A 24,759-nucleotide genomic window follows, 5' to 3' on the forward strand; every position below is an offset into this window, starting at 1 on the left:
GTGCATTGAATAGTCACCCGCAGCTATGCGGGCTCTAGAGTTTTCGACGTCGCAGCCTCTGCGACTTTCCGGGCTTTTGCATGCAGCCGCGTCATCTGGCCAAATATGTTGCGACGGTGCATTTCCTCGGTGCCGCCAACGCTGCAAAAGGCCAGTGCGTCCCGCAGGAATGTGGTCACCTGGCCCTCGTGGTAGCCTTTGCTGCCATAGAGCTTCATCAACTCCATTGCGCCTTCCACGATCGTATCTGCACCGACCAGTTTCGAGATCGAGCAGGTCATCGCGGCCTCAGGCGCACCGCTCAGCAGCTGGTGCAGGGCGGCGTAGGACACCCATTTTGCACTTTCCGTGCCGATACGGATATCCGTCAGCTTCTTCTGGATGTATTGATGTTCGATAATCGGCACGTCGAAGGTCTTGCGTTTCTTAGAGAAATCAAAGGCTTCGGCAAGCATTGGTTCGATGAGCCAGGCCGCCACCAACCCGTAGTAGAGGCGCCCCATCGAGACGATATTGACCAGATTGCGAAGCCCGGCTCCCGGTTCTCCCAGAAGATGGCCGTAGTGCAGCGGAACATCGTCAAAAGTCATCTGACCGGTCGGCAGGTCCAGATTGCCAAGCTTGCGATCCTGTGCGCCAATTTTGAGGCCGGGGCTGTCGGCATCCAGCAGGACCAATGAGATACCTTCACGGCCGTGATCACTCAGCTTGCAGACCACAAGAATGAAACTTGCGACCGGCGCATGTGCGATATTGTATTTTGCCCCACTCAGACGGAATGTCTCATTCGGGCCGGGGGTCAGCAAGGAGGAAGTCGCACGTACATCGGTGCCAGTATCCGGATCAGCAATCGCGGTAGCGCTCAGCTCTCCATTGAGGATACGGCCCAGATATTCGCGCTTCTGGCTGTCGCTGCCGTAAAGATCGAGCGCCCGGACCATGCCTGCCTGGGCGATCACCGAAAGCAACATGCCAGGGGTGCGCAGAGTGGCGGCAAGCCCCTCCAACGCAGCGGTGAAGCCCCACCAGTCCCGGCCATCGCCACCATATTCGCGTGGTACGATCATCCGCCACAGACCTGCGGCGGTCAGCCGATCCCAGGTCCGCTGGTCAAACGCACGGCGGCCAAGGTGCAGTTCGTCCCGGTCGGCCATTTTGCCGATCGCGGCAAAGGCAGTTCGGGTCTGCTGCTGTTCGGCTGTCCATTCCAAATTCATATCATCGTCCTCAATACAGGGGGTCAGGCGCTTTCCTGAAACGTAGCAACAGCTTCTTTGAAAGCATCCGGCACGGGGTAGGTGGCCTGCTTGCCGTAGTCGAACATGACATGAACAGACTTGGCATTTGCGACCACGCGACGATCTGCATCATCAATGTGCATCACATGCTCCATCTCGAAGCTCTTGCCGCCGAAGCTGACCACACGGCTGCAAACCACCAGATTGTCACCGTAGAGCGCCTGCGAGATGTAATCGCAGGATGTCTTGACCATGATATGCGGCAGCTTTTCGGATTTGGGCAGCTCTAGGAGGTCGTGCATGTATTCCAGATATGCCGACTGCATGTAGTCATAATAGACGGGGCTGCTGACGTGACCCATCGAGTCGGTATCGCGGTAACGAATTTCTACGGGTGTTTCGAAGGCTTTGTTGGACATGGGGTCTCTCCTATTGGGGTTCGATGTAGCGAGGGTTCAGGCGTGTTGGGTGCAATCCTGGCAGGCCCGCTTTTCCAGCGGTCCGTGGATTGTGAAGCCCATCGGGACGGGGCCGAATTTCCGCAGGATGGAAAGGCCGAATTTCTCGGCCGCGCAAAGCGTGGTGATGCAGCCGTCGACATTGCCCGCCGCGCAGTCGCGTGCCGCGATGACATTGCTGGAGACAAAGCGTCGCTCAACCGTGGCCGGGAGCAGTTTTTCGGGCGCAGGATGGGTGGCGCAGGTCATTGGCTCAGCCCCGGTGCGGGAGGCCAGAACCATGTTGTCGGTATTCATGATAAATACATCCAGCAATTTCATTTTCTGGATGTGTGCGTAGATGATGGAGTGGAGATGGGGGTAGGCGACAACCCCGACCAATACAGCTCCGTCCTGGCAGGCTACACTCTCAGCGGCCTGTTCCATCGTCCGGTGCAATTTCACCGACGCGCCGTGACACCGACGTAATGCCCAGGAAATAGCTGCTCGCTCACAATTCGTTCCGGTAGGGCCAAGCGTATGGATCTGTTTAACCCAACCAAAGGTTTCAGATTGCGGAATATAATCAGCGTTAACGCTGTTTTCGATTTGGAGATCCATTGCGTATCTTTTCCGCTATGTGTCGATGCTAACTTTGCAATGACCAAATTTCATCCATTTGCTCAAATAAGTATTTGAACATCTACTCGAACTATATTTTATATGTGATTTTGATTTTTGCCTTTTATCGCGGCAACTCTACTTCATATGCGCTCGCCGAATCTCATTTCACTGACATCATCGAAGCGGCAATGGCTTCGCCGAACAATTCGAAAAAACTGATGCTGTTCCTCAGCTATGGTGAGGAACAGTCCATAACTCGAATAATGACATGAAAAGCAGGAAACTGGTCGCTCAGCTCACGCGGTTATAGCTGAGGCTCGATCACCTACAGGCGGAAATCTTCCAGACAGGCCTGACCAGTAAGGTGGTGCATAAAAACCGAAGCAGCCCGCCTCCATCCCACGGTCTGGAAACAGGCTGTAGCTGCGCGCCATATCTCGCACGCCGGGCGAGCTTCCCGACGTGCAGGCGGTATCATAGCGGTGACGGTCGTCGATGAGAGGAAGCCGACAGCCGGTTTCGGTCTCAGCTGGACCGGGTCGGGTCGCGACCAATCCCGTCGAAGAGGTCGAGACAGCGCTCAAACCAGCTGCCAACGATATCATCACGCTCGAGCAACGGGTTAGATGTGCAGACGTTACACCATTGCAGTGTTCCAAAGAGCGTGTAGTCGGCGTAGGCAGGCGTTGTGCCTGACAACCAATCCTGCGTTCCGAGCAAGTCACGGACAGGCGCTAGTTTCTCTGGCAGCGCTGCGCGTTCGCCGTCGGCGCCTTCGGCCATGGCTTCCAGTGGCATGCCAAACCTGCGCTCACGGGCAGCGCGGAAATAGGCTTGGTCATCGGGCGACATCAGGTTGTGCATATCCATGACAGCAATCGTGGCAAGGCTGGGATGAAGGACCGTTTTGCAGTAGCTTTCGACAAAACAGGTCAAGGCGATCGCTCCCTTGCCATCAAAAAGATTGGGAGTATCGGTATAGGTTTCATCCAGATACCGAGCGATATCAAAACTTTCTCCCAGCACCGTTTCTCCATCACGCAAGACGGGCACACTGGTAAAGCGACCATCCTCAATAGCAGTGATGTCGCCAAATGAAACAGGGACAAGATTATATTTCAAATTCTTGTGCTCTAAAGCCATGATGACTTTCCAGACATGTGGCGAATAGTGACGTTTACGATCTTCGCCACAAAGGCTATAGAGTTTGCGGTCCATTGAGGTTCTCCTGTCTGGGAAGTTAGCATCTAACATTTTCGGCTGATATAGAATCGCGCTGCTACATATAATGAAACCTTACGTCTCATTATGGTTTCATCAATATAGTATTTTGATGAAATAAGGTGGCTTCTATTTGTGATGCTGGCTCAACGGGTGAAACCATTTGGCTGGCAATAGAGCTGGTCAGGCCGAGATGGCCATCCTATCTGTATCCAGCAGATCGCGAACGGCGCTGATGATGGGGTCTTGAGTGCGGTTGGCGAGATGAGCGAAGAGAACGCGTGTCGATTTGCGGACTTCTCGCAGCAGAGCGATCTCTCCACTCGGGGGTTCGGTTCCTGCGCTGCTGACGTGAACCAGACCGATGCCAGCACCGCTTGCGATCAAGGCGCGTGTAATAGTCTCATCATCGACATTGATGATCCGGGCGGGTTGAATGCGGTTTTCCTTAAACAGGCGCTCCGCGATGCGTCCACAACACGAACTATAAGTGGGGTAGATCCAAGGCATAGCCGCCAGCTTGTCCCAGTCAAGGTCCGGACCCGGCGGGACCAGATCAGGAGCGGCCGCAAGGTAGACGCTGAAACGCGATATTTCGAGGGTTTCAAGGTCATTCTGGGCTTCGTCAGGGTCGATAAAGAAACCTGCATCCAGGCGACCATTGCGGATATCGTCCAACACACTTGAAGATGTGCCATGTTGCAGGGCAACTTCGAGATCTGGAAAGTTCTTTGAAAGATCAGCGAGCAGGCGGCTCACCTCGGTCGACCCCAGGTTGCGCCCGGCGCCGACTCGCAGCTGGCCGGCCAAACGCCCACGCAACCGGGAGGCCTCTTCCAGAAATTTCTGATGATTATCAAGCAGCTGCCTGGCCTCTACCAGAAGCCGCTGTCCGTCGGTGGTGACACTCATCCCGCGCGGTGTACGCTGGAATAGTGTCAGGCCCAGCGTGTCTTCCATCGTTTTGATATGGGCGCTGACGGCCGGTTGACTGCGAAACAACAGCTCGGACGCGCGCGTGATACTGCCTTCCCTTGCCACTGTGACAAAGGTCTTGAGTTGACTGATATCCATGGTTACCCCTTCAAATGCCATAGGGCGCATCGAATGCCTGCGCCTCTATTAGATGGCGCGCCACCACCCCTGGCTGACACGCGCGAGACAACTTTTATGCCCTCTTTGCGAGAAGTCAAAACGGAAACACCCGCAATGGATGAGTTGGGCTGTATTTCGCCGGTTAGGAGAGAAACGTCATGACCAGCGCCTTTTTGCCTACCCTGGATTGCGAGGGGTTCAAAACATTCCTAGCATGAGGCCGACCCGTAACAGTCAGATAACAGTCCGCGCGTTGTTGCTGTCAGCCGACGATCGCTGCACTGTTGCCCATCTTGCGCCAAAGGCTATTCAATGTGGGTTTGGTATTCTCGGTCTCGCGGTACAGACGGACCGAAATTGGCGTGACAAACGACTCTCCGCCGGCAAGCGCCAGACGCCCATCGCTCAATTCATCCTCGCACAGCTTGCGCGGCAGCCAGCCAAGGCCGAACCCCTCCAGGATCATCGCCTTGACCGAATTCGCGAGAGAGTTCTGGTTTACAACCAGCAGATTTGGAGGCGAGATTTGCTGGCGCAAGGTGTGATCCAGAACCGATCTCAGCGCGGATGCGCTGCCATAAGACAGCAGCGGAATCTGTCGTTTGGTATCGCGGCCGAGGTGGAAAAGCGGGTGTCCACCTGCATCCGTTTTTGACACCGGGATGAATTCATCCTCTGATAGCGTCAAGTAATCGCATTTGCTGACCTCCAGCGGTGACAGGAAATCCATTGCGGGATGCCAGTAGGTCAGGATCACGTCGCAATAGCGCTGCTGCAAGGCAGTGACGAATTGATCTGCCGCCCAACTGGTGGAGTTGAGATCGACATCCAACCCGCCGGCCTCCATCAACGGTTCGATATGGTCCCGGAAATGGGTCATGTAAAGCGACTGAGATGACGCAAAGCGGATGACATTTTCCCCTGCAGCATCAATCGTTTGGCAGCGTTCCAGCGTCTCGGAGTAGGTGCGTAGGATGATTTTGGCCTGCGATAGAAACACATCCCCCGCAGGCGTCAGCGACAGCGGGAAGGTTTGTCGATTGATCAGCTTCACACCAACCTCATCCTCCAGGGCGCGGATACGCCTGGAGAATGCGGGTTGGCTGACATTCCGCTCTTCTGCAGCACGCGAAAAATTCTTGTGCGTTGTCAGCGCTTCAAAGTCTCTGAGCCAGATAATATCCAACTTGCCTAGGTCCGTTCTGGGGTCATCCAGTGGGCCGGGGGTCCCGGTGTTTAGCCGTCGAGCCGGTTCTCTTCGACCGCGTGGCAGGCAACGGTGCTGCCATCTGCTTGCCGTAGTGGACGCGGACGCGACTCGCGACATCTAGCATTCGCAAATGCGCAGCGCGTTTGAAAGGGGCAACCTTGAGGCAAGTTGATGGGTGTCGGGATTTCGCCCTGCAGCCGGATGTGACTTGGCCCTTCATCCTTGAGTTGTGGCACCGCGGACAACAGCGCCTTGGTGTAGGGGTGTTTGGGGTTTTCAAACAATGTCCGGGTATCGGCCAACTCACACAGCGTACCAAGATAGAGCACCGCAACGCGCGTCCCGAAATGCTCCACCACGCTGAGGTCGTGGGTGATGAAGAAATAGGTCAGTCCCCGCTGGTCCTTGGCTTCCAGCATCAGGTTCAGAACCTGTGCCTGGATCGAGACATCCAGTGCCGAAATCGGTTCATCCGCGATGATGAACTCGGGGTCGACAGTCAATGCCCGGGCGATTGCGATCCGCTGGCGCTGGCCACCCGAGAATTCATGCGGATAGCGGCTGGACCAGCTCGGATCCACACCAACAGACCGCATGACCTCCGACACTTTATCACGCACTTCGCCACGCGACAGCGACGGATTGTGGTGGCGAACGGGTTCTTCCAACGCCTGCTGGATTGTCATGCGCGGGTTCAGGGAGGCATAGGGATTCTGAAAGATCATTTGCATCTTCTTGCGCAGGGGCATCATTTCCCCGCGCGAGCGATCGTCGATCCGTTCACCATCATAGTGGATTTCGCCGCCGCTAGGCGTCAGCAGCCCGGCAACCAGCCGCGCTACAGTAGATTTTCCGCAGCCGGATTCACCGACAATACACAGCGCTTCGCCACGGTCGGCGGTGAGCGAGACATTGTTGACCGCATGCACCGCGCGTTTCTCACGGGTGATGCGACCACCGCGCAGCTTGATGGTTTCTAGAAACCCGCGGTCCAATTCAAAGCGTTTCTCAAGATTCTTCAGCTCAAGCAAAGGTTTGTTGTCTTGTGTCTGGATTGTCATACGCTTGCCTCCTCAAGGCTGGTATTCTGCAGGCGGGAGACTTCGTGGCAGGCGACCTCGACCTGGCGATAGCTTACTGTTTCCGGCAACACCTTGCGGCAGTGGTCGACAGCATATTCGCAGCGAGGGCTGAAGGGACAGCCGGGGGGGATGGATGTCAGCCCTGGCATGTTGCCCGGGATCTGTTTCAGTCGTTGGCCGGGCAGGGTCTGTTGCGGCAACGCGTTGATCAGCCCTTGGGTATAGGGGTGTTGCGGGTCGTTGATAATCTCGCGCGTCGGACCTGCCTCGATCAGACGACCGGCGTACATGACGAGGGTGCGCTCGGTCATCTGACTGACCACGCCAAGATCATGAGTGATCAGGATCAGGCCAACCTTGTTGGACTGGCAGAGTTCGAGCAGCAACTCCATGATGTCCGCCTGAATTGTCACATCCAGCGCAGTTGTCGGTTCATCTGCGATGATCAGCTCCGGATCCAGAAGCAGCGCCATCGCGATGATGATCCGTTGCCGCATGCCGCCGGACAGCTCGTGGGGATATTGGTTCAGCCTTTCTTCGGGCGAGGGGATATAGACCTCCCGCAACTTCAGAATAGCGATCTGTTCCGCTTCAGACTGGCTGAGCGAGCGGTGCGCCTTGAGCGTTTCGACCATTTGCTGGCCGATCGTCAGGACCGGGTTCAGAGTGACCATCGGATCCTGAAAGATCATCGCCATGCGATTGCCACGGATCGTACGCATCTCGGCGTCGGACAGTTTGACGATATCCTTGCCACCAAAAAGGATCTCACCACTGTCGATATATCCGGGCCGGCTGAGAAGGTTCATCAGAGAGAAACCGGTGATGGATTTACCGGCCCCGGATTCACCTACGATGCCCAGACGCTCGCCTTTTCCAAGGTCGAAGGAAATCTGGTTCAATGCGGTGACGGTGTGATCACGCATCGCAAATTTGACCGTGAGGTCGCGAACGGAAAGCAACGACATCGCTATTATCCTTTGTAGAGTTTCGGGTTCAGCACGTCACGCATCCAGTCACCCAAGAGGTTGATGACAAGAACGAGGACAACGAGAACCACACCGGGGATGGCGGTGATCCACCAGCTGCCGGAGAAGATATAGTCAAAACCGGAGGAGATCAGCGATCCGAGCGAGGGCTGACTGGGGGGCATCCCAAGACCCAGGAAGCTGAGTGACGCCTCGGAAATAATCGCATTCGCCACCTGCACCGTCGAAATCACAAAGATCGGCGACAGCGAGTTCGGCAGAATATGCCGCACCATAATCCGCATCGGGCCGAAGCCCAGCACGCGGGCGCTGTCGATATATTCCTTCTTTTTCTCAGCAAGAACAGTGGCGCGTACCGTTCGGGCATATTGCGGCCATTCGGCGACGCCGATCACTGCAATCAGGAAGTAGATCGCATATTGGTTGAAGGTCTCGCTGCCAAACATCGCCTGCGTCACCGCGAGGAAGATGATAGCGACCATCAACGTCGAGAAAGACAGCTGGATATCGGCAAAGCGCATCAGAAGGCTGTCGAGCCGCCCACCGACATAGCCGGCCACCAACCCGATTGAGATCCCGAGGAAGGCTTGCAAGGCGACGGCGCAAAGACCGATCAGCAAGGACAGGCGGGTGCCGTAGAGGATCGTCGACCATAGATCCCGACCCTGATCATCGGTGCCAAACACGAACTGGGGGTCGGCTCCGTCAATCCAGGCTGGCGGGTATTCGCTGTTCATAATGTCGATCTGGGCCGGATCATAGGGATCAAACGGTGCCAGCACCGGTGCCAGGATCGAGGCGAGGGTGATGACCATGAACACCGCAAAGGATACCATCGCCACGGGGTTGCGCCGGAAGCTGTAGCCCATGTTGGAGTTCCACAGGCGACTAAACCGCGACGGGGTGGTTTGGTTTGTACTAAGGCTGCTCATGCGCCCATCCTCGCAATATTGACTGTTGGATTGACGAGCCCATAGATCAGGTCGACGATTGTGTTGGTCACCACAAAGATGAAGCCCACAATGATGAGATATGCCACGATCAACGGGGTATCGACGCGGTTCACCGCCTCAAGGAACATGAACCCCATGCCTGGCCACTGGAAGACGGTCTCCGTCAGAATAGTGTAGGCGACCATAGTTCCGATCTGCACACCACCAACGGTGATCACCGGCAACAAGGTATTCTTCAGCGCATGCACAAAATAGATGCGTCCGGGGCGGATGCCCTTGGCGCGGGCATATTTCACGTATTCGCTTTGCAGCACTTCCATCATCTCAGCCCGGATCAGGCGTACGAACAGCGGCAGCATGATCGATGCCAGCGCGACCGAAGGCAGCAGGATGTGCACCCAGCCATCTGCGGTAGCAAAATTGGTTTCCCAATAGCCAAAGACATGCACCACATCGCCCCGCCCGTAAGATGGGAACCATCCGAGTTCCACCGAGAAGACAAAAATCATCAGGATTGCGGTCAGGAAAACCGGGATCGAGATGCCGACAATCGAGACCCCCATGATCAAGCGGCTGAAGAACGCATTCGGTTTGATCGCTGTATAAACGCCCAAGGGTACGGAGAGGCCGACGATGATCAGGGTTGCACCCATAACCAGTTCCAAAGTGGCGGGCAGCTTCTTCAGGATCACGTCGAGCGCGGGTTCTTTGAAGAAATAGCTGGTGCCGAGGTCGCCCTGAAGGGCATTTCCAAGAAATCGGATGTACTGTGTCACGAAACTGTCGTTCAGACCCAGTTCGTCGCGCAGTTGCTGGCGGACCTCTTCCGAAACGGACTGACCGACCAGTTCGCGCAGGGGGTCGCCGAGATTGTCCTGGATGGCAAAGCCGATCAGCGAGATGGCAAACATCACCGCGATAGCCTGAAACACGCGTTTCACGAGGTAGGCGAGCATGTTGGAGTTACCTTGTATCAGTCACTTGTTGATGGGCACAACGCCATTGACGCCCGACGGGCGGCAGGGACATGCCCATAAAGAAGTGGTGAAAATCTGGGAATTGGTGGCAAATCGGCCGGGGCAGCGACGCCGCCCCGGCCTAAGAGTTATCAGTCTACTTTCAGATCGCCGAAGTAGGGGAAGTTCAGAGCGTTCACGATCTTTTCAGCGTGGACACCATCACGAGCACCCCAGGCCAGGTTCTGCCAGTGCAGCGGAATGAAGGCCGCGTCTTCATAAAGGATGCCTTCCAGCTTGCGCAGCAGTTCGCCACGTTTCGCCTGATCGGTTGTCGCATTGGCTTCAGCCATCAGAGCATCGGCTTCCGGGTTGCAGTAGTTGCCGGAATTGTACTGACCGTTGCCGGTGGCTTCGTCCGGGCAATGCGTCAGGAACTGGTGGAAGTTCGCGGAGTCTTCGGTGTCGGAGTGCCAGCCGATCATCATCATGTCGGCAGCGCGTTCGTCAAATGTCGGCCAGTACTGCGCTTTGGGCATGGTCTGCAGGTCAACTTTGATGTTGATCTTTGCCAGCATCGAAGCAACGGCCTGAGCGATTTTATCGTCGTTCACATAGCGGTTGTTCGGCGCCATCATGGTGACCGAGAAACCATCGGCGTAACCAGCTTCGGCCATCAGAGCCTTGGCTTTTTCAACGTCAAAGCGCGGTGTCAGGTTCTCGTCATAGCCGAGATAGCCGGCCGGGCTTGCCTGGGCGCCAACGGTGCCAAAGCCGCGCATAATGCGATCCACGATGCCGGCGTTGTTCACCGCATAGTCGATCGCCTTGCGAACACGTGCGTCTTTGAACGCTTCAACACGGTTCTGGTTCAGTTGGAACGTGATGATACGGGTGCCGGGTTCGGTGATCAGGGTGGTGCCTTCGTGTTCTTCGACACGCTTCAGATCAGTTGGCGGAACCGGTGCGATAAAATCAACGTCACCAGACAGCAGGGCTGCGACACGTGTCGGGTCTTCCTTGATCGGCGTCAGGATAATCTTGTCGACGTTGCCTTCGGAAGCGGTGTCCCAGTAGCCATCAAAGCGATCAAAGACGACTTTCACGCCCTGTTCACGCTCGGTGACAGTGAAGGGGCCGGTGCCGGACAGGTTGCGCGATGCAAAGCTGTCGCCGTGCTTGACCAGCTCGGCCTTTTCTTTGCCATCCTCGGTGGTGCCGGAGTAAAACTGGCTGTCCATCGGGAAGATGTAGGTCGCCGTGTGCAGGACCAGCGGATACGGCTCGGAGGTCTTCAGGTCGAAAGTCAGCTCGTCGATGACTTCGACGTCAGTGAAAGACGCGAAGATACCCTTGAAATCGGGGCTGGACTTCAGACGATCAAACGTCCAGTCAACATCTGCCGAGGTCAGCGGGTTGCCGCTGTGGAACGTGACACCGTCGCGCAGCTTGAATCGCATGGTGGTTTCATCGATCTGCTCCCAGCTTTCTGCCAGCCGCGGAGCGAACTGAAGATCCTTGGTCCAGCGGACCAGCGGATCAAATACCATATGCGACAGCTGCAGCGTGCCGCCGGAAAGCTGCTCATGCGGATCCAGCGAAACCGGATCAGCGTCATAGGCGACCTTGATGGTCACCTCGGCCATCGCGGCCGTGCTCAGGGTTGCCGTCAGAGTGGCAACAGCGAGCGTACTCGCAAAATGTTTCATTATTCGTCCTCCCGTTACTGTATTGTTACTTCATCGGTATCGCAGGGGTCGCGAACAATCCAATGCCGATTGCAAAGCGGCTATGCAAAATGCGTATAGCTTGTTTTTCAAAAATATTTCAAAAGCTTATGGGGCATTTGTTGGCTCAATCACCTCGGCGGATGCGCATTCTGCATAGCAAGAACCTATCAGAGGGTGGACGGGAATCGGCGGTTCTGACTGCTATACTGAGCACCCCAGCGGCGAAAAACAGCGCATCGAGGTGACGCATTGGCGCAGAAGACCGCCGGCCGAATCGAGATAAGAAAAACGACCTGAACTAAGAGAATCGGAGTTCCCTCTGGAGCGGAGAGCGCGGGTCGTTCCATGGTGGCATTGGAAACAGTCGCACGAAAATTCGTCGTTTGTACGCCGCAGACGCCCATTAACAGTCCGTTAATATGGTTAAGGCGCCAAATATTTGCCCGCAGCGCCGAATAAACCTATCAGCTTTTAGTCAAATCGTTCCAACCAGTGTGAAAGAGAGCCCACAATGGCAAATGTATTCGTTGCGTCGTTTCCAGGCGCATCTTCACTGAGTAACTATCTGGCCTTTGACAGCTTTGAAACCTCGCGCGACTCTTTCGGTACCGTTGTTTCTGCCACCGAGCTTGAACAGACGGGCGCCGATGGATCCGTGCTGCGCCTCGGCGGGGATTTTTCCAGCGAGGACCAGGCGGATTGGCAGATCTACTCGATGGACCACTCCCTGAACGGCGCCCCAATCGTATCAGTTTCCAATATCTCGATGACCTTTGATCGCTTCGCCTCACTGCCCGCCGACGATTTGGCCCGTGAGTTGCTCTCTGGTGACGACGAGATCACTGCCCTACTCAACAGCAATGTCACGGCCATCCGTACTTATGGCGGCGGCGATCGCATTTCGCTTGGCGCCGGAAACGACACGGTCGCTGCCGGCGGGGGTAATGATTTCGTGACGGGTGGTCTAGGGATCGACAACCTCCGCGGAGGCTCCGGTGCAGATACGCTCCACGGGAACGGCGGCGACGATATCCTGCGCGGCGGCATCGGCCGTGACCGTATCTTTGGCGGTCTTGGTGACGATTTCATCGGGGGCGGACGGGGCAACGATCGTTTGATCGGTGGGGCTGGCAACGACACGATTCGTGGCGGCGCCGGTGTGGACCGGCTATTTGGCGGGGCCGGTGATGACGTGATGACCGGCGGAGCGGGGGCGGATATATTTATCTTCAATGAGGGCGATCACACTGATCGCATCACCGATTTTGAGGCGGGGGTGGACCGCATCAAGCTTGGCCGCGGAGCGGAAAGCATGCAGGATGTCGATTTTGGTCAGGTCGGCGATGACGCGGCAATCTATTTTGCCGATGTCACCGTGATCGTCGAAAACATGACATACACAGAGTTGCAGGACGCCGATCACTTCTTGTTCTGATATACTGACGCTCCAAGCTTCGCGCCTGGAGAGCGGTTCAGCAGATCAAGATGACAGATTCCAGGTAGACCCGAGGAGGTAAATGATGACTAGTGTTAAACGTAACCTGATTGCTGCGGCGCTGCTTTGCACTCTACCTGCGGTAACATCCGCAGACCCGTTGCCGCGCAGTGCAAAAACTGCCAATCCGCAGAAAATTGCAAAAATATACTCGGGAAAGACTGAACTCTGGACCAACAACTGCGGCGGAGGCATCTATTTCGCACCGGGCGGTCAGGCGCGCGCCTGGTGTGCCGACCAAAGCGACAACCTGGGCGCAGGAACCTGGGCGGTCGATGCAAACGGGCAGATGTGCCAGGATCTCGTTTGGTACTACCCAAGCGGACGCCGTGCCGGAGCCAGCGCGAACGACAAATCCTGCATCAGCCATGTGGTTGACGCCTGGGGTGTCATCTGGCGAAGCTGGCCGAACGATCCCGAATGGTGGCCGATGGGGAAAGATGCGGGTCTCGTCCGTGGATATAAATTCCAGGCCCAGGTTCAACAGACCCGGTCCAAACTGGGGTTCTGATTGATCCGGGTAAGAAGCCGTTTCAGGGGTCAGCCAAAAAAAGGGCCGACCCCTCGCTTTTGACTTGCACCCCCGCGCCGCTACGCTTAAACCCCGCCGGAGTGGACCGATAGCTCAGCTGGATAGAGTACTTGACTACGAATCAAGGGGTCGGGGGTTCGAATCCTCCTCGGTCCGCCACTTCCCCTATGTGTATGACGTCAGAGGTGTTTGACTTTTCCGTCACATCATTGACCCAACAGAGTCCCGGCCGAACTCTTCCGCCGCAACATTCACCCAGCATCCGAACACTGCTCGCTGGCGTTCCGTGTTGTCTTAAAACTTGCGCTGCGTCATTGTGCCAACATGCGTCAGCCCACAAAACAACAGTTAGATCGACATGAACGCCTCAGGGCCGATCTTCGCGTCCGGGGAAGCTCTCTCGCAAAGATCGCCCGCGAATTGGGCGTGACTGACTCTGCTGTCACTTTGGTAGGAAAAAGAATGTGTCGATCTGCGAAGATTGAGCAGGCTTTGGCGGACGCTTTGCAAACTACGCCAGAGCAGCTTTTCCCTGATCTTTGCGAAGAGAGATAGAGCGGCCATTAGATTTGGCCCGAGAAATATGAACAGTTGAGCTAGGTGGATTTTCCGCTCCTGATCCGGCAGCGTGCCGGGACGAAGGAGCCCGAGATCGATGTGAAATCGTTGCACGCGACGATAGGCCAGTTGACGCTGGAAAACGATTTTTTGGGCGAAGTGCTCGCCAAGGCCAGTCTGCTGAGAACGCTTGCTGTGACACGGCCAAACCAGGTCTGGGCGATGGACATTACCTACATCCCCGTGGCACGCGGATTTGTTTATCTCGTTGCGGTGCTGGACTGGTTCAGCCGAAAGATTCTGGTCTGGCGATTGTCGACAACACTGGAAACCGGCCCTGGCATCGAGGCTTTGAAAGATGCCATGCGCCGTCATGGCAAGCCGGAGATCATGAACACGGATCAGGGCAGCCAGTTCACGTCCATCGACTTCATCAAGACGCTGAAGGACGCGGGCATCCAGATCAGCATGGACGGCAAAGGTGCGTGGCGGGACAACGTCTTTGTCGAACGGCTGTGGCGGACGATCAAATACGAGGAGGTCTACCTGCGCGCGTATCAAAGCGTGTCAGCAGCCCGCGAGAGCCTGTGCCGTATAACAGTAGGAGGCCGCACTCATCGCTGGACGGGCAGACGCCCGATCAGGCCTATCTCAAACCGTTGCGACAAATCCCGGTCGCAGCATAATCGAGCGGGAAATCTACCTACGAAACGGCCGGAAACTGTTCAAACCACCTGAACCACCTCTGCTTAGGGTGTCCAGTCGCTTGAAGAACCTTAGAATGCGTTGCAGCTGTGCGGCTCCTTTGACTTAGAACGCTCGCTAAGCTTGCTGCAGCGCATGAAAACGCAAGTGATTACCTACGTTCTGAATGGTCAACAACTGAACAGCACATTGGATGTCGGCTTCAGGCATTTCGCGAACCCTTGGTTCGCAGCCGCAAGCTGTGACCAATTCCATGGTGGATATCCTCCATTATGGACCGTCTCGCTGAATCTACCAGTCTGATGTGTAGACTCCGACCCCGAAGCTGGCGCCCCGGTGTCGGAACATTTGGTATATTGAGACCTGAGCTTATTCGGCAGCTTTAAGCTCGGTGTCGATTTCGATGGTCAGCTGGCCCACCGGGATGCTGCTGCCGACGCCGAAATCTGCCGGGTCGATTGTGCCCGACGCGGAGAAAGCCACCCAGTCGCCTTTGTAGTAATCAAAGAACTGACCGACCGGATGCGCGCCAAGGTGTGTCAGGCGAGCCTCAAGCATCACCGGTTTGGTGACACCGTGCAAGGTCAGATCGCCGGTAATCTCGGCTGTATCCTCACCGGTGAGTTTTACACCGGTGCTGGTAAAGGTGATCTCCGGATAGGTGCCTGCGTCCAGGAAATCCGGACTTTTGGCATGTTGATCAAGCGCCTCGACACCGGAGAAGAAGCTGTCCGTTGCGATGGCCGCTGTTACGCTGGCGGTCTCCGGGTTTGCAGGATCCAGTTCCAGCGTGCCGCTGACCGCAGTGAATTCGCCGTGCTGCATTGAGACGCCGGCGTGGTTCCAGCCCACGCGAACCTCAGTGTGGCCAGGATCTGTCTTGTAAGTTGCTGCAGCGGCTGCGCCTGTCATGATGGCAAGAGCGGCGAGGGCGCTGAGAAAGTGGATTTTGGTCATTGCGTATCCTTTCCGTTGGACGTGAAGTTAAAGGGGTTGTGAATCAAAACATGCCGTTGCCGTGGGCGAATTCGGCGGGGATTTCCTGCACCGCGTCCCAATGCTCGGCGATCAGCCCGTCCTCGACGCGCCAGAGGTCATAGAAAGCGGTGGGTTTGCCGTCGTAGATGCCTGCAGCTTGGGTCATTACGAAATTGCCTTCAGCCACCACGTTGTGCAGTTCGGTGTAGCCGAAGGAGATTTCGTTCTCGGCCAAATAGGCGATGAACCCCTTCAGCCCGTCGCGGGTGTCTGGCACATAAGGATTGTGCTGCATGTAGTCGGCGCGGATGTAGTCGTCGATCCTGGCAAGGTCGCCGCCCATCAGCACGTCGGTGACGAGGCCGGTAACCAGTGCCTTGTTGGCTTCGGTCTTGTCCAGATCTGTGATTTCGGTGGTGCCATCAATCATGGAACGGCCGCTGGCGGTTTCAGTCACTTCATCCTGGATCGCATCCCAATGCTCTACCAGCTTGCTGTCTTCAAAGCGGAACAGGTCGATGATCACCTTGGGGCCGAAGAATTCCGCTGTCTGATGGATCACTACAAAGCTGTCATCACCGAACACCCGGATGGGGTTGACCTGCACGGGCGGATCCAGCGTTTCAAGGAAGTCCACAAAGCCCAACAGCCCTTCGCGCCCATCGGCGGCCTGCGGGTTGTGCTGGATGTAATTCTCGGCGACATGCGCGCGGATAAACTCGCGGTCGCCTTTGGCGAGGCCCTGCTCAAGAAGAGCCCGGGCGGTGGCCTTGTTTTCTGCGGGATCAGCGGCTGCAGAGGTTGCTACGGCTGCGGCCAGCACCGCTGTTGTTGCCGCTTTCTCGAAAATGGTCATTCAAGTCTCCTTCGTGGCTGTTGCCTGAGTCGGTCACATAAGTTACTATTAAGAAGTGTGGTTCCTATGTGGAAGAAGGCACTTTTTAGTAACTAAGGAAAATTCATGAAGCGGCGTGAGGAAATCGAACGAGAGCTGGGGCTGGATCTTTGCCCGATCCGAACCGTGCTGGCGCAGATCAGCGGCAAATGGAGCCTGCTGGTGATCCTGTTGCTGCGGGACGGGGAATACCGGTTTTCAGAAATTCAACGGGCAATCCCCGATGTTTCGCAGCGGATGCTGACCCAGACCCTGCGGCAGCTAGAACGCGATGGGCTGGTGGCGCGCAAGGTCACACCGGTGATCCCGCCGCGGGTTGATTATGCCATTACCGAGCTGGGCAGATCCTTGTTTGACCCTATCGGCGCGATGGCCGCCTGGGCGGTAGAGAAGCACCCGGAAATCATGACTGCAAGGGAACGCTACGACAACGCAGGATAGGGCCGGGGCTGCGACCCCGGCCGCCCGTTCAGGTGAACACCACTTGGATATCGGTGTATTCTGCCAGTCCTTCCTCGCCGAATTCCACGCCGAGGCCGGAGGATTTCACCCCGCCGAATGGCGCGTTGGGCTGGATTGCCCCGTGCTTGTTGATCCAGACTGAGCCGCACTCCAGTCGTGCCGCCACTGTTCGCGCCTTGGCAATATCGCTGGACCAGACCGATCCGCCCAGCCCGTTGGGGCTGTCATTGGCGGCTGCAATCGCCTCCTCAACGTCACGGAATTTGATAACCGGCAGGGCTGGACCGAACTGCTCCTCATCCACCAGCGCATCACCATTGGCGAGGCCGGCAATGATGGTCGGCTCAAAAAACAGCCCTTCACCAGGGTTGCCGCCCAGCAGCAGTTGGCCTTTATCGCGGGCCGCTGCTACGAGACGGGACACCTTGGCGTGCTGCATGGGATTCTGCAGCGGGCCAAGGATGGAGGACTCGTCGGATCCCGGACCCACCGGAATGGTGCGGGCAAATTCCACCAGCGCGGCGCAGACTGCATCGTGAATGTCTTCATGCACATAAAGGCGCTTCAGCGCGGCGCAGGTCTGGCCGTTGTTGATGAAGGCGCCCCAGAACAGCCCCTCGGCGATTGCTTGCGGATCGGCGTCCGGCAGCACGATGCCCGCGTCATTGCCGCCCATTTCCAGCGTCAGCCGCTTCATCGTCGGCGCGGCCGAGGCCATGATCTTCGCGCCCGTTGCACAAGAGCCGGTGAAGACAATTTTGCGGATCCCCGGATGGGCAGACATTGCTGCCCCCAGATTGTCAGCCTGGTCGTCGCTGGCGACACAATTTAGGACTCCCGCAGGCAGCACCTCGTTCAGCAAAGCCACAAGCCGCAGGGTGCTGAGCGGAGTCAGCGGGGAGGGTTTTATCACCACTGTATTGCCGGTCCGCAGCGCGGGCAGAATGTGCCAAATCGCAATCATCACCGGGTAGTTCCAAGGGGTGATCGAGCCGACGACACCAAGCGGTTTGCGATGCAGCTCAATCCGACCTTCGGCGTCTTCCTGCAGAACTTTGACCGGCAGCGACAGCTGAGCGGTGTAACCGGCCCAGGCCTGAGCTCCGCCCATCTCAAAACGTGATCCGAGGCCATTGAGCGGCTTGCCCTGTTCGGCGGTGATTAGCTGCGCGAGCTCCTCAGCGTGCTCCGCGATCTTGTCCGTGACGGCTTCGCAATAGCGCCGCAGTTCGGTGTCGGGCAGCTGCGACCAGCTGGCAAAGGCTGCTTGCGCGGCTGCCACCGCACGATCCAGGTCCGCAAGCGTTCCGTTTGGTGCTTGGCCTGCCAGCCCGCCTGCCGGGTTGGCAACGTCGAAACTGGCGGCAGCTGGCGCGGGCGCGCCGCCGATTGTCATCTCAAATGTCATAGGGTGTCCTCCTTGGCTGCAGGTCAGGCGGCGGGCATGAAATAGTCCATATGGACCTTCCAGCCGTCGTCACCGTTCTGCCAGACAACCACATAGGCCAGATGGATATCGCCTGCGCCCTCGGCCCGCGGCGTCAGTACCACGCGGCCTGTCTCAATCGCGCTGCAGCCTTCTTGCTGCACCGATGTTGTTGAGAGCTGGGCCAACTTCATGTCTTGCACCGCACCCAGGAAGTAGGCTGAGGCACCGTCGCGCCCGGTAAAGGTTCCGATCCCCTGGCCAATCACCACCGGGTCGGCGGTGTAGTAGCCCTCCACCAGCGCGGCGACATCGCCAGCGGCAAAGTCCGCCTCGAACTGGCGCGACTTCTCGGCGATCACGTCTTTCAGGGTTGCAGTCATGGTGTAATCCTCCCTTGGATTTGCGCATGCCCTCGGCAGTCCCGGGGCGCTGACGCCAACGCTAGCCAGGGAAAGGGAGGTGCTGTATAGTGCAGATGCACTATGTGTTTGGCAGCTTGGCGCGGGATACCCGGACCCCATGAACCGCTATGATCTGAGTGAATTTGTACTGAGCCTGATGGACAAGGCCAACACCCACACGCCGCTGCATTTCCAGCAGTACATGATCGGGTTGATGCGCGGCATTACGGTGTTTGATTCCGCCTGGTGGGGCTGGTCGGTGTTCCGGGGCGGCAAGATCGCCATGGTCCATACGATGGTCAGCGGTTTGCCGGAGGGGTTCGAGCCCAAGGTCAAAGCGCATCTGGTGAATGACCCCTTTGTGCGCACCGGCCGTTCCCTGAAACGGTACGCCCGGTCGCTGTCGGTCGAGGATGCTGTGACAGATCCCGGGTTTAAGGTCTTCGCCGAGGAATTCGATCTGACCCAGATGCTGAACGGCCATTGCAAGGTGCGCGAAGGGCCGTTCAACTTTTTCATGTCGCTTTACCGGCAAGGCCAGAAGCCAGCCTTTACCGACACAGAGACTGCGGATTTTCTCGCCATCCTACGGCATCTGGAGCAGGCGTTGTCGATGTGCTTACAGCTGGACCTAGGATTGCGGGTGGACCCCTGCAACGAATGGGCGCTGCTGGACCATGAGGGCGAATTGTTCTTGTGCTCTTCCGGCTTCAATGCGGCGGTGAAAGACGGGCTTGAGCCGGGGCAGAAGCCGACGGCCATGATGCGGGAACTGGCGGGTCATACTGTGATCACCGCGCCCTCCGGGACGACCTTCGGCCGCTCCCGTTACTCTGACGACCTTTGGCTAATTTCGGCACAGCCGGTCAGCCCCCTGAGCCGCCTGTCACCGAAGGAACGCCATGTTGCGGAGCTGCTGATTTCCGGCGCGACGATGCGGGCGATTGCCGAAGACGTCGGCGTTTCGGTCAATACCGTGCGGAATCAGGCGGCCTCCATCTATCGGAAAACCGGCGTTCACAGCAAAGTCGAACTGCTGCGACTGGCGGGCAGCCAGCTGCGCTAGAGCTGCGCCCGGCCTTTTGCGATTGAGTTGAATCCGGGACTAGGCTGCTGATTTTCTGCAGCTTCTTTCTGTATCCGCAAGCGCTGCAGGGTCGAACAAAAGCCCGCAGCCGGATAGTGCATCTGCACTATGTCTGGCCCGTTCGCCCTTCCGTACCGTTTTGGAAAAGGGAGGATCACCATGACCAGAAACACATCTTTCAGCCGTCGCAGTTTCCTGGCCGGAACGGCCGCCGCAACCGGCGCACTCGCGATGCCGTCCATTGCCACCGCCGCCTCCAAGAAGGTGCGGATCGGATTCATCTCGCCGCTGAGCGGACCGCGCGCCTCGTTCGGGACGTCGGATCAGTGGATGGTCGACAGCATCCGCAAGCAGCTGGAGGGCGGGCTGAACGCTGGCGGCAGCACCCATGAAGTCGAGATCATCGTGAAGGACAATCAGTCCAACATGAACCGGTCGATCTCTGCGGGCAATGAGCTGATCCTGCGCGATCAGGTCGATATGCTGCTGATCAACGACGGCGATGCAGCGGTGGCTTTGGGCGAGATCGCTGATATCCACGGCATCCCGACGATGAGCACCATGCAACCGTGGCAAGCCTGGATGTTCCCGCGCGGCTCCAACCCGGAACAGGGCTTTCCCTGGACCTTCCATTTCTTTTGGGGCGCAGATGACGCCATGAGCACCTTTGTGCGGCTTTGGGATCAGATCGACACCAACAAGAGCGTTGGCGATTTCTATCTCGACAACCCGGTCGGACAGGCCTTTGCCGATCCGGCGATGGGGTTGCCTGGCTTCATCGAGCGGGGCGGTTATTCGCGTACCGATGGCGGCATGTTCAAGATCGACGCGGATGACTATTCCGCCCAGGTCAGCCGCTTCCGCGACGCAAGCGCCGATATTGTGACTGGCTTCGGCTTCCCGCCGCATTGGATCACCTTCTGGAATCAGGCGGGGCAGGCGGGCTACACCCCAAAGGCCTGCACCTTTGCGGCGGCTTTTCTGTTCCCGCAGGCGATCGAGGCGATGGGCGCGCGCGGCGATGGCATGACGACTGAGGTCTGGTGGACCCCGAATGTGCCCTTCGCCTCTTCCTTCACGGGGCAAAGCGCCCGCGAACTGGCCGGTGCCTGGGAAGCAGACAGCAACGCGCAATGGGTGCAGACGCTGGGCTACAGCCATGCGCTGTTCGAGGTGGGTCTGAATGCGCTGGTACAGTCCGGCGCCCCCAAGGACCGCGCCGCAGTCCGCGACGTATTTGCTGCCACAAAACTGGAGACGGTTGTGGGGCCGGTGGATTTTGCCTCCAGTCCGATCCGAAATGTGGCCAAGACCCAGCTGGCGGGCGGCCAGTGGCGCAAGTCCTCGGGCAAGCATGCGTTTGAACTGGTGATTACCGAAAACACCCTCGCGCCTGATATTCGCGTCGAAAGCGAAACCATCGCACTGCCCAAGGTCTGAGCCATGTTGGAAGCACGCAATCTCAGCAAGGCGTTTGGCGGCCTGCGGGTGATCGAGGATGTCTCGGTCACCGTCGCACCGGGCAGCTGCCTTGGGATCATGGGGGGCAATGGCGCGGGCAAGAGCACGTTCTTTGATCTCCTGACCGATGTTACACGCGCCGATGGCGGATCGGTCCATGTGGCAGGGCGGGATGTAACCGGGCTGGACACAGCCGGGCGGGTCCGTGCCGGGCTGGCACGTGCCTTTCAGGTGCCGCGCGCATTTGCCTCTCTCAGCGTTCAAGAGACACTCTATCTGGCCCAGCATGCCAGCCACGGCATCGCGCCCACGGCCGCACGGGCAAGGGTGGAGGAGATCCTGGAGATCACCGGCCTGGGACCGCACCGCAACAATACCGGCACCGCGCTGCGGTTGTTGGACCGCAAACGGCTCGAACTGGCAAAGGCACTGGCCTCCGACCCCAAAGTGATCCTGCTGGACGAGGTGTCCGGCGGGCTGACCGATCAGGAAACCGCCGAGATGGTGCTGCTGGTCAAGCGGCTGAAGGAAGCGGGGCTGGCGGTCCTGTGGATTGAGCATATCGCCCACGCACTGCAGGAAGCGTCTGACAGGATCATGATGCTGGCGCTAGGGCGCAAGCTGATCGAGGACCGCCCGGAGGTGGTTGCCGCCGACCCGCAGGTCCGCGCGCTGTATCTGGGGGCGGCGGCATGACCCTGTTGCAGATGCAGAACCTAACCGCGCGCTATGGCGATTTCCAGGCCCTGTTCGGGATTGACGCCCATGTGGACGAGGGGGAGACCGTCGCGCTGATCGGTGCCAATGGCGCGGGAAAGACCACGCTGCTGCGGGCGATTGCAGGCTTGGGCACACGCGAGGCGGCGCAGCTGACCTTTGCCGGGCAGGACATTCTGGCGCTGGATCCCGGCGCGCTGGCGCAGCGCGGCATTGCCATGGTGCCAGAGGGGCGGCGGCTGTTCCCCAGCCTGACCGTGGCGGAAAACCTGATGATCGGCGGCGATGTCGGACGGCGCGGCCACTGGACCCTGCCGCGGGTGCTGCAGCTGTTCGACGAAATCGCGCCGATGGCGCAGCGGCCTGCAGGTCTGCTGTCGGGCGGCCAGCAGCAAATGGTGGCCATCGGCCGCGCGCTGATGACCAATCCGGAGCTTTTGCTGGTGGATGAGGCCTCCCTCGGGCTGGCGCCGGTGATTGTTGATCGGGTGTATGAGGCTTTGGCCGACCTCAAGGCGCGCGGCACCACAATTGTGCTGGTCGAACAGGATATCCGCAGGGCGCTGGCAGCCTCTGACCGTTTCTACTGCCTGCTGGCAGGGCAAGTGTCGCTGGCAGGCGCTTCGGATGGTGCCTGTTTCGAGCAGGTGAGTCAGGCCTATTTCGGAGAGAACCAATGAGCACAGCCATAGAAATCCTGATGAACGGGCTGTTCCTGGGCGGGCTCTATGCGCTGTTCGGGCTGGGGCTGTCGCTGATCTTCGGTGTCATGCGGATTGCCAATATTGCTCATGGAGAGCTGGCCATTGCCGGCGCGCTGGCGCTGTTTACCCTCAGCGCGGACTGGCCGGTCAGCCCATTTCTGCTGATGCCGCTGGTCTGCCTGGGCGCTTTCGCCTTTGGCTGGCTGCTGCAGAGCCAGCTGCTGAACCGGGTGCTGAGCCCCGATCCGATGCCCGCGCTGCTGGTCACCTTCGGCCTGTCGGTGGTGATGCAGAATGCGATGGTCGGCTTATACGGCGCCAACAGCCGCAGCATCGACCTAGGGGCGGTCAAAACAGCAAATCTCACCATTGCTGGCCAGACAATCGGCTGGCTGCCGCTGGGCATCTTTCTGCTGTCGCTGTCGTTGTTCGGCGGGCTGCATCTGATCCTGAGCAAAACCCGGCTAGGCCGTGCCGTGCGCGCAACCTCTGATGATGCGGAAACCGTGGCGCTGTTTGCAATCCGCCGCCGGCGCATCTTTGCCATTGCCATGGCAGTCTCCGCCGCCTGTGCGGCGCTGGCAGGAATGCTGCTGGCCTCACGCAGTTCGATCACGCCGTTTTCCGGTGCGGAGCGGCTGCTCATCGCCTTTGAGGTGATCGTGATCGGCGGCCTTGGCTCAATCTGGGCCAGCTATCTTGGCGGCATCGCCCTGGCGCTGGTGCATGTGGCGGGCTTCTACTTTGATCCGGCGTCGGGGCTGCTCTACGGGCACCTCATGCTGCTGGTCTTTCTTCTCATCCGCCCGCAGGGGCTTGCCGGAAAGGTGGTGACACGATGACCCGCTCATTTCTCGCCCTTTTGCTCACTGCACTTGCTGCCGCGCCTTTCGCGCTGAATGCGGGTGGGTTGGCACTGCTGACCGAATTGCTGGTGCTGCTGGCCATCGCCCAAAGCTGGAACTTGCTGGCGGGCTATGGCGGCCTCCTGTCGCTTGGCCACCACGCCTTTGTCGCCACCGGGGCGTACCTCTTGTTTGCCGTCACACGGGACCTGCCTGTCTCTCCCTACATCATGGTCCCGTTGTCCGGGGCCGGGGCAGCGCTGCTGGCGCTTGCCCTGACCCCGGTTCTGTTCCGCCTGCGCGAGGTCTATTTCGCCATCGGTATGTGGGTGGCTGCAGAGATCATCAAGATCGTTGTCAGTCGGCTGGACTACTTCGGAGGCTCCTCCGGCCTGCCGCTTTATGCGGCGCGGCGGATCGATACCAGCTGGCTGCCCGCCTCGGCGCATTGGTTTGCGCTGACACTGGCCGCGGGCCTGTGCCTGGGGCTGTGGCTGCTGCAGCAAAGCCCCTATGGCCTGCATGTCCATGCGATGCGCGATGACGAAACCGCCGCCCGCTCGCTGGGGGTGAAAACCCGGCGGATCAAAGGGACCATCTTTGTCCTGTCGGCGGCGGGGTGCGGCATGGCCGGCGCCATCAGTTTTCTTGGCACGCTCTATGTCTCGCCAATCGCCGCCTTCGACATCAACTGGACGGTGAACGCGATCTTTATCTGCGTTATCGGCGGGCTTGGCACTATCCGCGGCCCGGTGCTGGGCGTGCTGCTGTTCGTTCTCCTGCGGGAGGGGCTCGCCGCCTATCCCGGCTGGAGCCAGATTGCCCTCGGCACCATTGCGGTTGCGGTGATGCTGACCGCGCCGAAGGGGCTGAGCGGCCTGCTGGACCGCCTGCTCCCCAGAGCCAGAACGGCTGCCAGAGACCCATAATCCAGAACCTCGGCGACGAGACGATG

Annotated in this window: 25 protein-coding genes, 1 tRNA gene and 1 pseudogene; 12 read left to right on the forward strand and 15 right to left on the reverse strand. The window is 58.3% G+C overall.

The features are described 5' to 3' along the window. Positions 1-23: 23 nt before the first annotated feature. From VWZ87_RS00260 to VWZ87_RS00310, 11 genes are all read right to left on the reverse strand, one after another. Positions 24-1,217, reverse strand: coding sequence for an acyl-CoA dehydrogenase family protein (locus tag VWZ87_RS00260; RefSeq protein ID WP_416535438.1), 1,194 nt, complete (start codon positions 1,215-1,217; stop codon positions 24-26). Positions 1,218-1,240: 23 nt separating this feature from the next. Next, positions 1,241-1,657, reverse strand: coding sequence for an acyl-CoA thioesterase (locus tag VWZ87_RS00265; protein WP_416535439.1), 417 nt, complete (start codon positions 1,655-1,657; stop codon positions 1,241-1,243). A gap of 36 nt (positions 1,658-1,693) precedes the next feature. Beyond that, on the reverse strand, positions 1,694-2,296 hold the full coding sequence (locus VWZ87_RS00270; protein ID WP_416535440.1) for a prephenate dehydratase: 603 nt from the start codon (positions 2,294-2,296) through the stop codon (positions 1,694-1,696). A gap of 528 nt (positions 2,297-2,824) precedes the next feature. Then, positions 2,825-3,517 carry a glutathione S-transferase family protein gene (locus VWZ87_RS00275; RefSeq protein WP_416535441.1) on the reverse strand — a complete coding sequence of 231 codons (693 nt, stop codon included), beginning with the start codon at positions 3,515-3,517 and terminating at the stop codon, positions 2,825-2,827. Between the two features lie 186 nt (positions 3,518-3,703). Next, complete coding sequence (locus tag VWZ87_RS00280) at positions 3,704-4,594, reverse strand: LysR family transcriptional regulator (RefSeq protein ID WP_416535442.1); 891 nt, start codon at positions 4,592-4,594, stop codon at positions 3,704-3,706. 283 nt (positions 4,595-4,877) lie between these two features. Further along, positions 4,878-5,801, reverse strand: coding sequence for a LysR family transcriptional regulator (locus tag VWZ87_RS00285; RefSeq protein WP_340547636.1), 924 nt, complete (start codon positions 5,799-5,801; stop codon positions 4,878-4,880). A 50-nt stretch (positions 5,802-5,851) separates the two neighbouring features. Beyond that, the gene (locus VWZ87_RS00290; RefSeq protein ID WP_416535443.1) at positions 5,852-6,886 is read right to left on the reverse strand and encodes an ABC transporter ATP-binding protein; all 1,035 of its coding nucleotides are present in this window, start codon (positions 6,884-6,886) and stop codon (positions 5,852-5,854) included. Further along, on the reverse strand, positions 6,883-7,875 hold the full coding sequence (locus tag VWZ87_RS00295) for an ABC transporter ATP-binding protein (protein ID WP_260102075.1): 993 nt from the start codon (positions 7,873-7,875) through the stop codon (positions 6,883-6,885). The genes VWZ87_RS00290 and VWZ87_RS00295 overlap by 4 nt, the downstream gene beginning before the upstream one ends. Before the next feature lie 5 nt (positions 7,876-7,880). Then, a complete protein-coding gene (locus tag VWZ87_RS00300) occupies positions 7,881-8,828 on the reverse strand; it encodes an ABC transporter permease (protein WP_260102074.1) in 948 nt (315 codons plus the stop codon). Beyond that, positions 8,825-9,805, reverse strand: a complete 981-nt coding sequence (locus tag VWZ87_RS00305; protein WP_340547639.1) for an ABC transporter permease — start codon at positions 9,803-9,805, stop codon at positions 8,825-8,827. Before VWZ87_RS00305 ends, VWZ87_RS00300 begins: the two co-directional genes overlap by 4 nt. A 152-nt stretch (positions 9,806-9,957) precedes the next feature. Further along, positions 9,958-11,514 (reverse strand): ABC transporter substrate-binding protein, encoded by a 1,557-nt coding sequence (locus tag VWZ87_RS00310; RefSeq protein ID WP_416535444.1) that lies wholly within the window; start codon positions 11,512-11,514, stop codon positions 9,958-9,960. A 532-nt stretch (positions 11,515-12,046) separates the two neighbouring features. Between VWZ87_RS00310 and VWZ87_RS00315 the strand changes: the two genes are divergently transcribed. From VWZ87_RS00315 to VWZ87_RS00335, 5 genes and pseudogenes are all read left to right on the forward strand, one after another. After that, entirely contained in the window at positions 12,047-12,970 is a 924-nt protein-coding gene (locus VWZ87_RS00315) for a calcium-binding protein (RefSeq protein WP_416535445.1), read from the forward strand. An 82-nt stretch (positions 12,971-13,052) separates the two neighbouring features. Further along, complete coding sequence (locus VWZ87_RS00320) at positions 13,053-13,541, forward strand: DUF995 domain-containing protein (RefSeq protein WP_416547678.1); 489 nt, start codon at positions 13,053-13,055, stop codon at positions 13,539-13,541. Between the two features lie 103 nt (positions 13,542-13,644). After that, positions 13,645-13,721 (forward strand) — tRNA-Arg (locus tag VWZ87_RS00325). Between the two features lie 165 nt (positions 13,722-13,886). Further along, a complete protein-coding gene (locus tag VWZ87_RS00330) occupies positions 13,887-14,117 on the forward strand; it encodes a helix-turn-helix domain-containing protein (protein WP_416535446.1) in 231 nt (76 codons plus the stop codon). 180 nt (positions 14,118-14,297) lie between these two features. Next, a pseudogene (locus tag VWZ87_RS00335) lies at positions 14,298-14,806 on the forward strand (IS3 family transposase); the annotation flags it as partial. A gap of 388 nt (positions 14,807-15,194) precedes the next feature. Here VWZ87_RS00335 and VWZ87_RS00340 read toward each other — a convergent pair. Further along, positions 15,195-15,782 carry a YceI family protein gene (locus tag VWZ87_RS00340; RefSeq protein WP_416535447.1) on the reverse strand — a complete coding sequence of 196 codons (588 nt, stop codon included), beginning with the start codon at positions 15,780-15,782 and terminating at the stop codon, positions 15,195-15,197. A gap of 43 nt (positions 15,783-15,825) precedes the next feature. Beyond that, complete coding sequence (locus tag VWZ87_RS00345) at positions 15,826-16,659, reverse strand: nuclear transport factor 2 family protein (RefSeq protein WP_416535448.1); 834 nt, start codon at positions 16,657-16,659, stop codon at positions 15,826-15,828. A 105-nt stretch (positions 16,660-16,764) separates the two neighbouring features. On the opposite strand from VWZ87_RS00345, the gene VWZ87_RS00350 reads away from it, so the two are divergent. Further along, the gene (locus tag VWZ87_RS00350; protein ID WP_340547645.1) at positions 16,765-17,139 is read left to right on the forward strand and encodes a winged helix-turn-helix transcriptional regulator; all 375 of its coding nucleotides are present in this window, start codon (positions 16,765-16,767) and stop codon (positions 17,137-17,139) included. A 28-nt stretch (positions 17,140-17,167) separates the two neighbouring features. Here the strand turns inward: VWZ87_RS00350 and VWZ87_RS00355 are convergent, their stop codons facing one another. Continuing rightward, the gene (locus tag VWZ87_RS00355; protein WP_416535449.1) at positions 17,168-18,568 is read right to left on the reverse strand and encodes an aldehyde dehydrogenase family protein; all 1,401 of its coding nucleotides are present in this window, start codon (positions 18,566-18,568) and stop codon (positions 17,168-17,170) included. 23 nt (positions 18,569-18,591) lie between these two features. After that, positions 18,592-18,969: a nuclear transport factor 2 family protein gene (locus VWZ87_RS00360; protein WP_416535450.1), complete on the reverse strand. Its 378-nt coding sequence runs from the start codon at positions 18,967-18,969 to the stop codon at positions 18,592-18,594. A gap of 139 nt (positions 18,970-19,108) precedes the next feature. Here VWZ87_RS00360 and VWZ87_RS00365 point away from each other — a divergent pair, with 139 nt between their 5' ends. The 6 genes from VWZ87_RS00365 (at position 19,109) to VWZ87_RS00390 (ending at position 24,733) form a co-directional block, all read left to right on the forward strand. Further along, the gene (locus VWZ87_RS00365; protein ID WP_416535451.1) at positions 19,109-20,056 is read left to right on the forward strand and encodes a helix-turn-helix transcriptional regulator; all 948 of its coding nucleotides are present in this window, start codon (positions 19,109-19,111) and stop codon (positions 20,054-20,056) included. Between the two features lie 180 nt (positions 20,057-20,236). Further along, positions 20,237-21,517 (forward strand): ABC transporter substrate-binding protein, encoded by a 1,281-nt coding sequence (locus tag VWZ87_RS00370; protein WP_416535452.1) that lies wholly within the window; start codon positions 20,237-20,239, stop codon positions 21,515-21,517. Between the two features lie 3 nt (positions 21,518-21,520). Then, positions 21,521-22,234 (forward strand): ABC transporter ATP-binding protein, encoded by a 714-nt coding sequence (locus VWZ87_RS00375; RefSeq protein WP_416535453.1) that lies wholly within the window; start codon positions 21,521-21,523, stop codon positions 22,232-22,234. Next, positions 22,231-22,935 carry an ABC transporter ATP-binding protein gene (locus tag VWZ87_RS00380; RefSeq protein ID WP_416535454.1) on the forward strand — a complete coding sequence of 235 codons (705 nt, stop codon included), beginning with the start codon at positions 22,231-22,233 and terminating at the stop codon, positions 22,933-22,935. The genes VWZ87_RS00375 and VWZ87_RS00380 overlap by 4 nt, the downstream gene beginning before the upstream one ends. Continuing rightward, positions 22,932-23,801, forward strand: coding sequence for a branched-chain amino acid ABC transporter permease (locus VWZ87_RS00385; protein ID WP_416535455.1), 870 nt, complete (start codon positions 22,932-22,934; stop codon positions 23,799-23,801). Before VWZ87_RS00380 ends, VWZ87_RS00385 begins: the two co-directional genes overlap by 4 nt. Further along, on the forward strand, positions 23,798-24,733 hold the full coding sequence (locus VWZ87_RS00390; RefSeq protein ID WP_416535456.1) for a branched-chain amino acid ABC transporter permease: 936 nt from the start codon (positions 23,798-23,800) through the stop codon (positions 24,731-24,733). Before VWZ87_RS00385 ends, VWZ87_RS00390 begins: the two co-directional genes overlap by 4 nt. Positions 24,734-24,759 lie beyond the last annotated feature (26 nt).

Origin of the sequence: Phaeobacter sp. JH20_37 (genome assembly GCF_048056015.1) — a bacterium.
GTDB lineage: Bacteria > Pseudomonadota > Alphaproteobacteria > Rhodobacterales > Rhodobacteraceae > Phaeobacter > Phaeobacter bryozoorum.